The following is a 12,383-nucleotide window of genomic DNA, read 5'->3' as shown; positions in this document are numbered from 1 at the left end:
CACGCGCGAATCGGGGCGGGCGGCTGATGGCCAGAGAAGGAGCGCGTCCCCCACGTCCCGCCTACGATCCCGCCGGTCACGACGCCGCGCTGCGCGCCGCGCTGCAGGATCTGCGCACCGGACGCTGGATGGCCATGCGCGGCCTGCTCGCGGACACCGCGACCTGGTGGCAGTGGACCCAGCGCACCCAGGTCCTCGCGGCCGCCGCGGCCGGCACCGACGTGGTGCGGGCCTGGCTCGCGGAGGAGCCGCACAGCGTGCCGGCGGCGGTGATGCACGCCAGGGTGGGGGTGGAGCGGGCACTGAGGGCGCAACGCGAACAGCACGCCACTGCAGGCGAATTGGTCGACGAGGCCCGCGACGTGGCCCACGCCGCCGCCCGGCTCGCCCCGGCGGACCCCGTGCCCTGGATCTGTCTGCTGGCGCTGGCCCGGCTGGATCCGGAGCGGCAGCGGCAGGAGCACCGGGAAGCGCCGCCCGAGCCCATGCTGCCGACGGGCCCGTGGGGTCTGCTCGCCGAGGCCGACAAGCGCGACCCGCACAACCGCGAGGCCCACCACCGCGTGCTGCAGTTCCTGTACGCGCGCGGCGGTTCCTCGGGCCGGCTCGCGGAGGCCGCGGGGTACGCGCAGTGGGCGGCCGGCGCGGCTCCGCCCGGTTCCGCCCTGCACCTGCTGCCGCTGTACGTCCGGGTCGAGCGCTACCGGCGCGGCGGCGGGCTCGACGCGGCACTCGACCTGCACTGGGTGGCCGAGGACGCGACCCGGGAGGCGCGGCGCGCGCTGCACTCCTGGTTCGAGCACTCGTACCGTGCCGAACGCTCCCTGCTGGACCTCAACCACCTGGCCCACGCGCTGTGGGGCGCGCTCCGCTTTCCGGACGCGGCCCGCGTGTTCGACGCGATCGGCCCGTACTTCACACCGCCGCCCTGGATGTACCGCACCCCCGACCACGGTCGTGCCGTGGAGGTCTTCGCACAGGCGAGAGCCCGTTGCCTGGCGGCCTCGGAGGACTCCGCCACCGGCCCCTGACATCCCCTCCGCCGCCCGGACCCCCGCCCCCTGACACCGCCCTCCTGCCCCCTGACACCACCGTGCCACCCCGCTTGCCACCCCCCTGATGACCCAACCCGCAAGATTCCCGGAGGTTTCCGCATGTCCCCCACCCCCGACCGGGCGGCGCCGTCGTCCGGCGTACCGCAGCACGACGAGGAGCAGCGGCTGCGCGAACTCGGCTACCGGCCGGTGCTGGCCCGCCGGATGGGCGGCTTCGGCAACTTCGCGATCAGCTTCTCGGTGATCTCGATCCTGTCCGGCTGCATGACCCTGTACGGCTTCGGCCTCAACTCCGGTGGTCCCGCCGTGATGTTGTGGGGCTGGGCGGGCGTCGGCCTGTTCGTGCTGTGCGTCGGTCTCGCGCTCGCCGAGGTCACCAGCGCCTACCCGACCTCCGGCGCCCTGTACTACATGGCCGACCGGCTCGGCGGCCGCCGCTGGGGCTGGTACACGGGCTGGCTGAACCTGCTCGGCCTGCTGGGCGCGATCGCCGGCATCGACTACGGCGCCGCCCTGTTCACCGGGGCCTTCGCCAATCTCCAGTGGGGCTTCGAGCCGACGCCCGGCAAGACGATGCTGATCTTCTGCTGCATCCTGCTGCTGCACGCCGTGCTGAACCTGTTCGGTGTCCGCCTGGTCAGCCTGCTCAACTCCGTCAGCGTGTGGTGGCACCTGGCCGGTGTCGCGCTGATCGTCGGCGCGCTGGCGATCGTTCCCGACCACCACCAGTCCGCGTCCTTCGTGTTCACCAAGTACGTCAACGAGACCGGCTGGTCGAATCCGGTCTACGTGGCGGCGATCGGCCTGCTGCTCGCCCAGTACACCTTCTCCGGCTACGACGCCTCCGCCCACCTCTCCGAGGAGACCTCCAACGCCTCGGTGTCGGCGGCGCAGGGCATCGTACGGTCCATCTGGGTGTCGTGGATCGCCGGCTTCGTGCTCCTCGCCGGGCTGACCTTCGCGATCCAGGACTACGACGGCACGCGCACCACCGCCACCGGCGTGCCGCCCGCGCAGATCCTGCTCGACGGGCTCGGCACCGGTGGCGCGAGCGCGCTGCTGCTCGTCGTGATCGTCGCCCAGCTGTTCTGCGGGAACGCCGAGGTGGCCGCCGCCAGCCGCATGGTGTTCGCGTTCAGCCGGGACGGGGCGCTGCCCGGCTCGCACCTGTGGCGCAAGGTCAGCGCGCGCACCCAGACCCCGGTCGCCGCCGTGTGGCTGTCGGTCGTGGTCGCGGGCGTCCTCACCCTGCCGTCCCTGTACTCGGCGACGGCGTACGGCGCGGTCACCGCCATCAACGTCATCGGCATCACCCCGGCGTACGCCATCCCCGTCCTGCTGCGGCTGCGCGCCGGCGACCGCTTCCAGCCGGGCCCCTGGAGCCTGGGCCGGTGGAGCAGGCCGGTCGGCTGGATCGCGGTGGTCTGGGTGGCGTGTGTGACGGTCCTGTTCTGTCTGCCGCAGTCCTCGCCGGTCACCGCCGACACCATGAACTACGCGGTGGTGGCCCTCGCCGTCGTCCTGCTGCTGGCCAGCGTCTGGTGGTACGTCGCCCGCCGTTCGTACGGCACGCCCGCCACCGCCGCCTACGGCGACGATCGCGATCAGGCCGAACTCGCGGAGGGAATCGTCTGAACAGCGCATCCTGACGCCGGTCCGGTACGAACCGCCCTCCCGGATACGGCAGGATGAGTGAACGCGCCGACCGCCGCCGATCCGGCGGGCGGCGCGTTCGCATATCCCGGAGATCGAGCAGGTGACATCGTGACGAGACATCACATCAGGCTCCACGCAACCGCTTCGCGGCCCGGAGGTGCGCGGTGAGCCATGCCCTGACCCGCGACCTGACCCTGGACGACCTCGTCCTCGCCGGCATCGCGCTGGCCGCGGGCCTCGTGCTGGCCTTCCTCTCCCGCACGGTGCTGCGCTGGCTCGCCAAACACGCCAAGCGCACCCGCTGGACCGGTGACGACGTCATCGTGGACGCGCTGCGCTCCGTCGTCCCGTGGGCGTCGATCGCGAGCGGCGCGGCGGCGGCCACGGTGGCGCTGCCACTGACCAAGACCGTGCAGCGCGACGTCCACCTGGCCCTGGAGGTGTGGCTGATCCTCGTGGTGACGCTGTCCGCGGCGCGGGTGATCGGCGGCCTGGTCCACACGGTCACCCAGTCCCGCTCGGGCGTGGCGGGCTCGGCGACCATCTTCGTCAACATCACCCGTGTGCTGGTCCTCGCGATCGGCTTCCTGGTGATGCTCCAGACGCTCGGCATCTCGATAGCGCCCCTGCTCACCGCCCTGGGCGTCGGCGGCCTCGCCGTCGCGCTGGCCCTCCAGGACACCCTCGCCAACCTCTTCGCGGGCGTCCACATCCTCGCCTCCAAGACCGTGCAGCCGGGCGACTACATCCGGCTCAGCAGCGGCGAGGAGGGCTACGTCGTGGACATCAACTGGCGCCAGACGACGGTCCGGCAGCTGTCCAACAACCTGGTGGTCATCCCCAACGGCCAGCTCGCGAAGACCAACATGACCAACTTCACCCGGCCCGAGCAGCAGCTGACGGTCCTGGTGCAGGTCGGGGTGGGCTACGACTCCGACCTCGACCGGGTCGAGCGCGTGACGGCGGAGGTGGTCACCGAGGTGATGACCGAGATCACCGGTGCCGTCCCGGAGCACGAGCCCGCGATCCGCTTCCACACCTTCGGCGACTCGCGCATCGGCTTCACGGTGATCCTCGGCGTCGGCGAGTTCAGCGACCAGTTCCGCATCAAGCACGAGTTCGTCAAGCGCCTGCACCGCCGCTACCGGGAGGAGGGCATCAGCATCCCGGCCCCGACCCGGACGGTCTCCCTCCAGCAGGGGGCCATAGTCATACCGCATCAGCGCGGCTCGGAGGACCTGGCGCCGGGCGCGGCCCTGGCCGACTAGGCCTGCTCCGGCCGCCGCACCGGGCGGGCGCGACGTACGGGGGGCGCGACGTACGGGGGGGCGCGACGTACGGGGGGCGCGACGTACGGGGGGCGCGACGTACGGGGGGCGCGTCGTACGGGGGGCGCGCCGTACGGGGGGCGCGCCCAGGGCGTACGGGACGGGATCCGAGGTCGTCCGTCATCGGGACGGTACGACCTCGACGTACGCTCGAAGCGGTATGACCACTCCCCCGGACCCCCAGCTCCCCGCCCGTACGCCCCGCTCGCTCGACGCCCGGCTCGACGCGATCGGCCGGCATCCCTTCCGGGCCAAGTTCCACCTGCGAGGACGCGACCGGGCGACCGCCGAGCTGAAGGGGCCCGCCACGATCCGGTGGCACGCCTACGACCTGATCGCCAGGCGACTGGCCCCGGCCGAGCCGTACAAGGACGGCAAGCAGACGCCGTACCGGGGCCATCCCGTCTTCGTCGCCCAGCACGCGACCGCCACCTGCTGCCGGACCTGTCTCCAGCGATGGCACGACATCCCCAAGGGGCGGGAGCTGAGCCGTGCGGAGCATCTGTACGTGGTGGACGTGATCCTCAGGTGGATCGAGCGGGAGATGACGGGCGACGCCGGAGCCGGCCCCGCCCGCCGCGGTTGATCAGAGCGTGGCCGAGTTCTCGTGCCGGTGGCCGCCGCGCAGGCTGTGCGGGGCCGCCAGGGACGAGCCGACCGGGGTGACCGTCCAGTCGGAGTGTCCGGGCATGCGCGGGGTCTTCGTGCCGTAGAGCCAGTCGCGCAGGAAGCCGGACTGGTCGGTGCCGGTGATCTCCGAGGCGACGGCTATGTAGTCGTCGGTGGTCGCCGAGGTGCCGCGGAAGCGGTCGAGGAAGGCGCGCTCGACCGTGCTGAAGGTGCTCGCGCCGACCAGCTGCTGGAAGGCGTACAGGACGAGGACGCCGCCGAGGTAGCGCTGGCTGTCGAACAGGTTGGTCTCGTTGGGCGAGGCCACCGGGCCGGAGTCGTGGCGCCACTGGTCGCCGCGGGCGTAGGTGTCCCGCATCCGGGCTTCCATGGTGGTCAGGCCCAGGGAGTCGGCCCAGCCCCGCTCGTAGCGGTACAGGAGCCCGTAGTAGTCGGCGTGGCCCTCGTTGATCCACAGGTCGGCCCAGGTGCCGGGGCTGACCATGTCGCCGAAGTAGGAGTGGACCAGCTCGTGCATCATGTGCGAGCCGATGCTCTGCTCGGACTGGAGCAGGAAGCCCGGCTTGTACAGCGTGAGGGTCTGGGTCTCCAGGCCGGTGAAGTCGAAGGCGTTCGCGTCGTCGGAGTTGCACGGCAGCAGGCCGTACGTCTCGAACGGGAAGGCGCCGAGGCGCTGTTCCACCCAGGTCAGCTGGCCCGGGGTGAGGGCCAGGGACGGCTCCAGGGCGGCGGCGCGGGCCGTGGGGACGATGTCGCGCAGCGGCAGGCCGCTGGGGCCCTGCCGGTTCTTGACCACGTAGTCGCCGACGGTGATCTGGACCAGTTCGGTCGCCATCGGGGAGAGCGAGTGGTACGAGTACGCCGTACGCCCGCCGGACAGCGTCTCCGTGCCGGTGAGCACGCCGTTCGCGACGCCTCGCACACCGTTCGGGACGGTGATGCGGAAGGTGAAGTCCGCTTTGTCCGAGGGGTGGTCGTTGCACGGGAAGACGGTGTGCGCGGAGTTCGGCTGGGGGCAGGTGGCGAAGCCGTCCGGGGTGGGGACCCAGGCGGTGTGCGCGAGGGTGGCGCGCGGGTCGACGGTGTACTTCACGACCACGGTCGCGTCCGTCTGCGCCGGGAGCGTGTTGGCGGGTATGAGCCGCAGCTTCTCGCCCACCTGTGCCCGGGCGGCCCCGAGGCCGTTGATGGTCGCGGAGGTGATGTTGAGGCCGAGGGCGTCGAGCGAGAGGCGGGTCAGGTCCTGGGTGGCGGTGAGGGTGATGGTGACCGTCGCGGAGACCAGCTTGGTCGTGGCGTCGTAGGAGACGTCCAGGTTGTACGCCTTCACCCGGTAGCCGTCGTTGCCGAGCGACGGGAAGACGGGGTCTCCCAGGGTCTCCGGGCCCGGGCCGGCCGTCGGTGCCGCCTGGGCCGGGGCCGCGCCTCCGGCTGCCAGTGCGGCCGCCGTGCCGAACAGGACCGCCGCCGGAGCCGTCACTCTGCTGCGATATCTCATGGTCCGCCTTCGCTCGTGCTGCCGGACGGGGACGTCCGGCCGTGGGTCAGTGGGCGTCGTCCATGATCAAGGACGATCGCTTGTCATGACCACAAAAGGCGAAGATCGGTTGCGAGAGCGCGGCATTCCCAGGCGCGGGCCCCTGTCGAGCCCGCCTCGCCCACGAGATATCTTGATGTCGAGCAATGTTGCAGACGTGGAGCGGAGCACCCGGTGACTGACTCGACCATCATCTACACCTACACGGACGAAGCCCCGGCCCTGGCCACGCATTCGTTCCTGCCGGTGATCCAGGCGTACGCCGCGCAGGCCGGTGTGCCTGTGGAGACCCGCGACATCTCGCTGGCCGGGCGCATCATCGCGCACTTCCCGGAGTACCTGAACGAGGACCAGCGCATCCCGGACGCCCTCGCCGAGCTGGGCGAACTGGCCAAGACCCCCGCGGCCAACATCGTCAAGCTGCCGAACATCTCGGCGTCCATCCCGCAGCTGAAGGCCGCCGTCGCCGAGCTGCAGGCCAAGGGCTACGCGCTGCCGGACTACCCGGACGACCCGAAGTCCGACGAGGAGCGCGAGATCCGCGCCCGCTTCGACAAGATCAAGGGTTCCGCCGTGAACCCGGTCCTGCGTGAGGGCAACTCCGACCGCCGCGCCCCCGCCTCGGTCAAGAACTACGCCAAGACCCACCCGCACCGCATGGGCGCCTGGACCTCCGAGTCCAGGACCAACGTGGCGACGATGGGTGAGAACGACTTCCGCTCCACCGAGAAGTCCGTGGTCATCGCCGAGGACGGCAAGCTCCGCATCGAGCTGGTCGCCGAGGACGGCACCACCACCGTGCTGAAGGACTCCGTGCCGGTCCTCGCGGGCGAGGTCGTCGACGCCTCCGTCATGCACGTCGCCGAGCTGAACGAGTTCCTCGCCGCGCAGGTCGCCCGCGCCAAGGAGGAGGGCGTCCTCTTCTCCGTGCACCTGAAGGCCACGATGATGAAGGTCTCCGACCCGATCATCTTCGGTCACGTGGTCCGCGCCTTCTTCCCGAAGACGTTCGCGAAGTACGGCGCGGTCCTCGCCGCCGCCGGCCTGTCCCCGAACGACGGTCTGGGCGGCATCTTCAAGGGCCTGGAGAACCTGCCCCAGGGCGCCGAGATCAAGGCCTCCTTCGACGCCGAGCTGACCGAGGGCCCGGCCCTCGCCATGGTCGACTCGGACAAGGGCATCACCAACCTGCACGTGCCCTCGGACGTCATCGTCGACGCCTCCATGCCGGCCATGATCCGCACCTCCGGCCACATGTGGGGCGCGGACGGTCAGGAGCACGACACTCTCGCGGTGATCCCGGACTCCTCCTACGCCGGTGTCTACCAGGCCGTGATCGAGGACTGCCGCGCGAACGGCGCCTACGACCCGTCCACCATGGGCTCGGTGCCGAACGTCGGCCTGATGGCGCAGAAGGCCGAGGAGTACGGCTCCCACGACAAGACCTTCGAGATCCCGGCCGCGGGCACGGTCCGTCTGGTCGACCAGGCCGGCGACGTCCTGATCGAGCAGCCGGTCGCCGAGGGCGACATCTTCCGCGCCTGCCAGACCAAGGACGCCCCGATCCGCGACTGGGTCAAGCTGGCCGTCTCCCGCGCCCGCGCCACCGGCGACCCGGCCGTGTTCTGGCTGGACGAGACCCGCGCCCACGACGCCAACCTGATCGCCAAGGTCCAGCAGTACCTGCCGGAGCACGACACCGAGGGCCTGGACATCCGTGTGCTGGCCCCGGTCGAGGCCACCAAGCTGTCGGTGGAGCGCATCCGCCGCGGCGAGGACACCATCTCGGTGACCGGCAACGTGCTGCGTGACTACAACACCGACCTCTTCCCGATCCTGGAGCTGGGCACCAGCGCCAAGATGCTGTCGGTCGTCCCGCTGATGGCGGGCGGCGGCCTGTTCGAGACGGGCGCCGGCGGCTCCGCGCCGAAGCACGTCCAGCAGCTGGTCAAGGAGAACTACCTGCGCTGGGACTCGCTCGGCGAGTTCTTCGCGCTCGTGCCCTCCCTGGAGCAGTTCGCGGCGGCCACCGGCAACACCCGTGCCAAGGTCCTCGCCGACGCCCTCGACCGCGCCACGGCGACCTTCCTCAACGAGGACAAGTCCCCGACCCGTCGTGTCGGCGGCATCGACAACCGCGGCAGCCACTTCTACCTGTCCCTGTACTGGGCGCAGGAGCTGGCCGGGCAGACCGAGGACGCCGATTTGGCCAAGGCGTTCGCGCCGCTCGCCGAGGCCCTCGCGGCGGGCGAGCAGAAGATCGTCGAGGAGCTGAACGCGGTCCAGGGCTCCCCGGCCGAGATCGGCGGCTACTACCAGCCGGAGAAGGCCAAGGCGGACGCGATCATGCGCCCGTCGGCCACGTGGAACGAGACGCTGGCGTCCCTGTGAACTGACGCCCGCGGCGCGTAGCACCACGGCGCGGCTCCGACTCCGCCCCGGCCGGGACTTCCCCGGCCGGGGCGGAGTCATGTCGTCCCGCGACGACCGTCGCGGCCCCGTTGTCGGTGCCGTGTGACACCTTGATCGTCTTGATGTCCCGCACCAAGACCCTGGAGCCGCCCGTGTCCGTCCCTCCCACGTCCTCGTCCGCTTCCTCGTCTGCTTCCTCGTCCGTGCCCTCCTCCGTCTCGTACCCGTCCACGTCCCTGTCGCCGTCGCCGTCCTCCTTCGCCCTTCTGCCCGGTGACGCCGACTCGCCCGTGCTGCTGCACGTCCCGCACTCGTCGCGGGCGATACCCGACGACGTGCGCGAGGGGATCGTGCTCGACGACGACGCGCTCGCGCGGGAACTGGACCACATCACCGACGCGCACACCGCGCGGATCGCGGAGGTGGCCGCCGGGCTCGCGGGGGCGCGGCCGTGGCGGTTCGTGAACCGGCTCTCGCGGCTGGTGGTGGACCCCGAACGGTTCCCGGACGAGCGGGAGGAGATGCTCGCCGTGGGGATGGGGGCGGTGTACACGCGGACCACGCACAAGGGGGAACTGCGGGCCGCCGGCACCGACCCCGGGCCGCTGGTCGAGCGGTACTTCCGGCCGTACGCGCGCGCCATGGCCGAGGCGGTGGCCGGGCGGCTCGCGGCGACCGGGCGGGCCGTCGTGATCGACGTGCACTCCTATCCCGCCGAACCGCTGCCGTACGAGCTGCACGGCGAGGGACCGCGCCCCGCCGTCTGCCTCGGTACGGACGGCTTCCACACGCCGCCCCGGCTGGGCGAGGCGGCCCTGGCCGCGTTCGCGGGGTGCGGGGAGACGGGACTGGACAGCCCGTTCAGCGGCACCTACGTGCCGTTGGAGTACTACGGACGGGACCGCCGGGTGAGCGCGCTCATGGTGGAGATCCGGCGGGACACGTACATGACGGAGCCCGGCGGGCAGGCCGGCCCGGGGCTGAACGGCTCGCCGCCGCCCTGGCCGCGCTCGTGGACGCCGCGTAGGCCTCCGGCCGTACGACCAGCTGTCGTACGGCGGACCGTCGTACGGCGGCCTGGCGTACGACGGGTGGGGTCAGGCTCGCAGCCACTCCGTGACGATCACGTCCCCGCCGGTGCGCAGCCGCAGGGCGAACGGGCCGGTGGGCGGCGCGTCACTCGTGAAGCGGCCCAGGGTGTCGACCGGGACCGGCCGGACCGTCTGCGGACCGCCCAGCACCTCGACGCGCGCCGAGCCCGGGGGCAGCAGCTGGCCGATCAGTCCGTCGCCGGTCACCTCCACGTCGACGGTCAGCTCACCGGCCTGGAAGGTCAGCATGCGCGGGGCCTGCGGCACGCCCCTGACCGGCAGCGCGTCCACGAGCGAGTCGAAGGTCAGCTCGGCGATCCGGGCGTCGAGGTCGTGCAACGCGTAGGCGTCCAGGGCCAGTTGGAGCAGTCCGGCGGGGACGGGGTCGAGCACGGCGGCCGCCTGGCGCAACTCCTCCTCCAGCAGGCCGTCCTCCGGACCGGATCCGCCGAAGTCCTCCGCGGAGAACTCCTCGCGGGGGTAGTCGTTCTCGTCCATCGCGTTCACGCCGCCCCTCGTGCGTCCAGGCGGGCCCTCAGCCGGCGCAGACAGCGCTGGCGAAGGGGCCCGATGCTGCCGACCGCGATACCGAGCGCGGCCGACACCTCTCCATAGCTGGGCGGCGGTGAGGCCATCAGCACGCGCAGCAACTGCCTGCACCGGTCGCCGAGTTGTTCGAACTCCTGCCACAGCCTGCGGACCCGCTCGGCGCGGTCCGCCGCCTCCTCGGAGTCGAGCAGCGACTGCTCCGGTGTCCGTTCCTCGCTGGCCCGGTCGAGGATCTGCGGATCGTCCGTCAGCGTCAGCCGGGTCAGCCCCTTGAGCACCTTCAGACACTCGTGCCGGGCGGTGCTGGCCAGCCAGGCGCCCGCCTTGTCGGGTTCCCGGAGCCGGCCGAGATGCTGGGCGAAGCGGAACCACACGGTCTGGTATACCTCGTGGCCGTCGGCGTCCGAGAGCCGGTGCGCGCGCACGACCGACCACACCAGCGGACTCAGTCCCTCCACCAGCGCCTTCCAGGCCGCCCCGTCACCGTCGACGGCCGACCTGACCAGCGCGCCGACCTCTGCTCGGTCCACGGCTCCACCCCTCGTGTACGGCACGTCATCGTACGCCGTGGAGGGGAGGGTTCCGGCCCTCATGCGGGCTGCGCCGTGATCGCGACGGGAACAGCGCGCCAGGTCGGCGGCCTGAGCGCCGGTACGCGCTCCCCGCGCACCTCGGCGGACTCCGTGACGGACCGCAGCAGTTGGGAGCGCGCCGCCCGCGGGTCGCGCTCCTGGTGCGCCGTCATGTGGGCGGCGACCATCGCGGCGACGACCGGGGTGGCGAAGGAGGTGCCGCTCCACTGGGCGAGGCCGTCGAACATCACCTGGTCCGGCTTGGCCGCGGTGCTCTCCCGTGCCTCGCTCAACACCCCGGTGTGGCGCGGGTACTGACACGTACAGGCGTAGTCGAAGCCGAACCGGCAGGCGTCGTAGGTGGAGTGCTGGTAGATGTACGGCACGGGTGCGCCGAAGCCGGTGAGGGCGCTGGTGAGGCGCTCGCCCGGGGCGTGGACCGCCACCCATGGACCGTGGTTGCTGAAGCAGGCGGCGGACTCTCCGTCGCCGCGCAGCGCGCCGACCGAGAGCACGCTGTCCTCGTATCCGGGCAGTGACCCGTAGGCGGCGGGCCAGAACGGGCTTTCGGCGGCGTTGTTGCCCGCGGCGGCCACCAAGAGGGTTCGCTGCGCGCGCAGTTCGCGCATGAACGCGTCGAGCCCGAGGAGTCCGCCGGTGCCGCCGGTGGAGGTGCCCGCGGAGAGGCTGATGATGTCGGGCCAGCCGCCCCGGTCGACCGCCTCGAACAGCTTGGCGCCGAACTCGGACTCCAGGACGGCGCCCGCGTCGTTGAGCGTGCCGCGCACGGTGATGTCGGTGTTGGGTGCGACGGCGGCGACGATCCCGGCGATGAACGTGCCGTGGCCGACGTACTGCCGCAGCACCCCGTCGGCGTCGGTCTCGACGGCCTGGAGATCGCCTGTGGCGCGGGCGAGGAGGGGGTAGGAGGCGTGGTCGCGGACGAGGCCGGTGTCGATGACGAGGACGCCGACGGCGGTGTCGGGGTCGTAAGTGCCCTCGGCGGCGGCGGGATTGGGGGACTCGCCGCGCGGCACGGGCACCGGCTCGTCGCCGGGACAGGCGTTGACCGCGATGTGCACGACGTGGTTGCGGCTGAGCAGTGAGCGGCCCTGCCGGCCCTCGGCCTCCCGCAGCGCGCGCAGTGCGTGCGGGACGACGTCGTCGCCCTGGGCCGGGTCGCCGACCCGGATGCGGGTGACGCCGGTGCGGTTGGCCTGCGGCCCCGTGCGGCGCACGTGGTCGGGGACCAGGCCCTGGGTCTCGGTGAAGTGGGTGCGCACAGTGTCCTCGACCAGCCGGGCCTCCTCGCCGTCGCGCGCGAGGACGACACCCCTCTCGTAGAGGAACTCCCCCGCGTCCTCGGGGCCCATGGCGAGGGGGATGCCGGGCATCTGGCGCTGGATGTGGTCGAACTGCTCGTGGAATCGTTGTGGTGCCATGCTGTGTCCTCCCCCGGAACCGGTCGTCCGACAGTTCAGAGTCGCCGGACGACCGATTGATACATCCCGCGGGCGGGACGCGTACAGCGAAAGGACGGGTACGGCGGCGTG

9 protein-coding genes and 1 pseudogene are annotated in these 12,383 nt (G+C 71.7%); 6 read left to right on the top strand and 4 right to left on the bottom strand.

Annotated features, from left to right (window positions below; genetic code table 11):
- The first annotated feature begins 26 nt into the window (after positions 1-26).
- The 4 genes from OIB37_RS31540 to OIB37_RS31525 all read left to right on the top strand — a co-directional run bounded on the left by OIB37_RS31540 (position 27) and on the right by OIB37_RS31525 (position 4,625).
- The gene (locus OIB37_RS31540) at positions 27-1,031 is read left to right on the top strand and encodes a hypothetical protein (RefSeq protein WP_330461007.1); all 1,005 of its coding nucleotides are present in this window, start codon (positions 27-29) and stop codon (positions 1,029-1,031) included.
- A gap of 123 nt (positions 1,032-1,154) precedes the next feature.
- Positions 1,155-2,690 carry an amino acid permease gene (locus tag OIB37_RS31535; protein WP_330461006.1) on the top strand — a complete coding sequence of 512 codons (1,536 nt, stop codon included), beginning with the start codon at positions 1,155-1,157 and terminating at the stop codon, positions 2,688-2,690.
- A gap of 197 nt (positions 2,691-2,887) precedes the next feature.
- On the top strand, positions 2,888-3,979 hold the full coding sequence (locus tag OIB37_RS31530; RefSeq protein WP_330462044.1) for a mechanosensitive ion channel family protein: 1,092 nt from the start codon (positions 2,888-2,890) through the stop codon (positions 3,977-3,979).
- Positions 3,980-4,199: 220 nt separating this feature from the next.
- The gene (locus OIB37_RS31525) at positions 4,200-4,625 is read left to right on the top strand and encodes a DUF4186 domain-containing protein (RefSeq protein WP_330461005.1); all 426 of its coding nucleotides are present in this window, start codon (positions 4,200-4,202) and stop codon (positions 4,623-4,625) included.
- Here OIB37_RS31525 and OIB37_RS31520 read toward each other — a convergent pair whose 3' ends face one another.
- Positions 4,626-6,167, bottom strand: coding sequence for a M1 family metallopeptidase (locus OIB37_RS31520; protein ID WP_330461004.1), 1,542 nt, complete (start codon positions 6,165-6,167; stop codon positions 4,626-4,628).
- A gap of 213 nt (positions 6,168-6,380) precedes the next feature.
- On the opposite strand from OIB37_RS31520, the gene OIB37_RS31515 reads away from it, so the two are divergent.
- Together OIB37_RS31515 and OIB37_RS31510 are read left to right on the top strand one after the other, a co-directional pair.
- The gene (locus tag OIB37_RS31515; protein ID WP_330461003.1) at positions 6,381-8,597 is read left to right on the top strand and encodes an NADP-dependent isocitrate dehydrogenase; all 2,217 of its coding nucleotides are present in this window, start codon (positions 6,381-6,383) and stop codon (positions 8,595-8,597) included.
- 257 nt (positions 8,598-8,854) lie between these two features.
- Positions 8,855-9,645: pseudogene (locus OIB37_RS31510) on the top strand (N-formylglutamate amidohydrolase).
- Positions 9,646-9,715: 70 nt separating this feature from the next.
- Here OIB37_RS31510 and OIB37_RS31505 read toward each other — a convergent pair.
- Genes OIB37_RS31505 through OIB37_RS31495 form a run of 3 tightly spaced genes read right to left on the bottom strand, consistent with a single transcriptional unit; the run spans position 9,716 to position 12,272 of the window.
- Positions 9,716-10,207: a hypothetical protein gene (locus OIB37_RS31505; RefSeq protein WP_330462043.1), complete on the bottom strand. Its 492-nt coding sequence runs from the start codon at positions 10,205-10,207 to the stop codon at positions 9,716-9,718.
- A gap of 5 nt (positions 10,208-10,212) precedes the next feature.
- Positions 10,213-10,851, bottom strand: coding sequence for an RNA polymerase sigma factor (locus OIB37_RS31500; RefSeq protein WP_330461002.1), 639 nt, complete (start codon positions 10,849-10,851; stop codon positions 10,213-10,215).
- Entirely contained in the window at positions 10,848-12,272 is a 1,425-nt protein-coding gene (locus OIB37_RS31495; RefSeq protein WP_330461001.1) for a S8/S53 family peptidase, read from the bottom strand. Before OIB37_RS31495 ends, OIB37_RS31500 begins: the two co-directional genes overlap by 4 nt.
- Positions 12,273-12,383 lie beyond the last annotated feature (111 nt).

The organism is Streptomyces sp. NBC_00820 (assembly GCF_036347055.1).
Classification (GTDB): Bacteria; Actinomycetota; Actinomycetes; order Streptomycetales; family Streptomycetaceae; genus Streptomyces.
This window is presented reverse-complemented; position numbering and strand designations above follow the sequence as displayed.

What these genes read in the sequence shown, in the direction of transcription:
- OIB37_RS31525 (WP_330461005.1), top strand. Translation starts at nt 4,200, where the DNA reads ATGACCACTCCCCCGGACCCCCAGCTCCCCGCCCGTACGCCCCGCTCG.
- OIB37_RS31500 (WP_330461002.1), bottom strand. Translation starts at nt 10,851, where the DNA reads ATGAGGGCCGGAACCCTCCCCTCCACGGCGTACGATGACGTGCCGTAC.
- OIB37_RS31520 (WP_330461004.1), bottom strand. Translation starts at nt 6,167, where the DNA reads ATGAGATATCGCAGCAGAGTGACGGCTCCGGCGGCGGTCCTGTTCGGC.
- OIB37_RS31540 (WP_330461007.1), top strand. Translation starts at nt 27, where the DNA reads ATGGCCAGAGAAGGAGCGCGTCCCCCACGTCCCGCCTACGATCCCGCC.
- OIB37_RS31535 (WP_330461006.1), top strand. Translation starts at nt 1,155, where the DNA reads ATGTCCCCCACCCCCGACCGGGCGGCGCCGTCGTCCGGCGTACCGCAG.
- OIB37_RS31495 (WP_330461001.1), bottom strand. Translation starts at nt 12,272, where the DNA reads ATGGCACCACAACGATTCCACGAGCAGTTCGACCACATCCAGCGCCAG.
- OIB37_RS31505 (WP_330462043.1), bottom strand. Translation starts at nt 10,207, where the DNA reads ATGGACGAGAACGACTACCCCCGCGAGGAGTTCTCCGCGGAGGACTTC.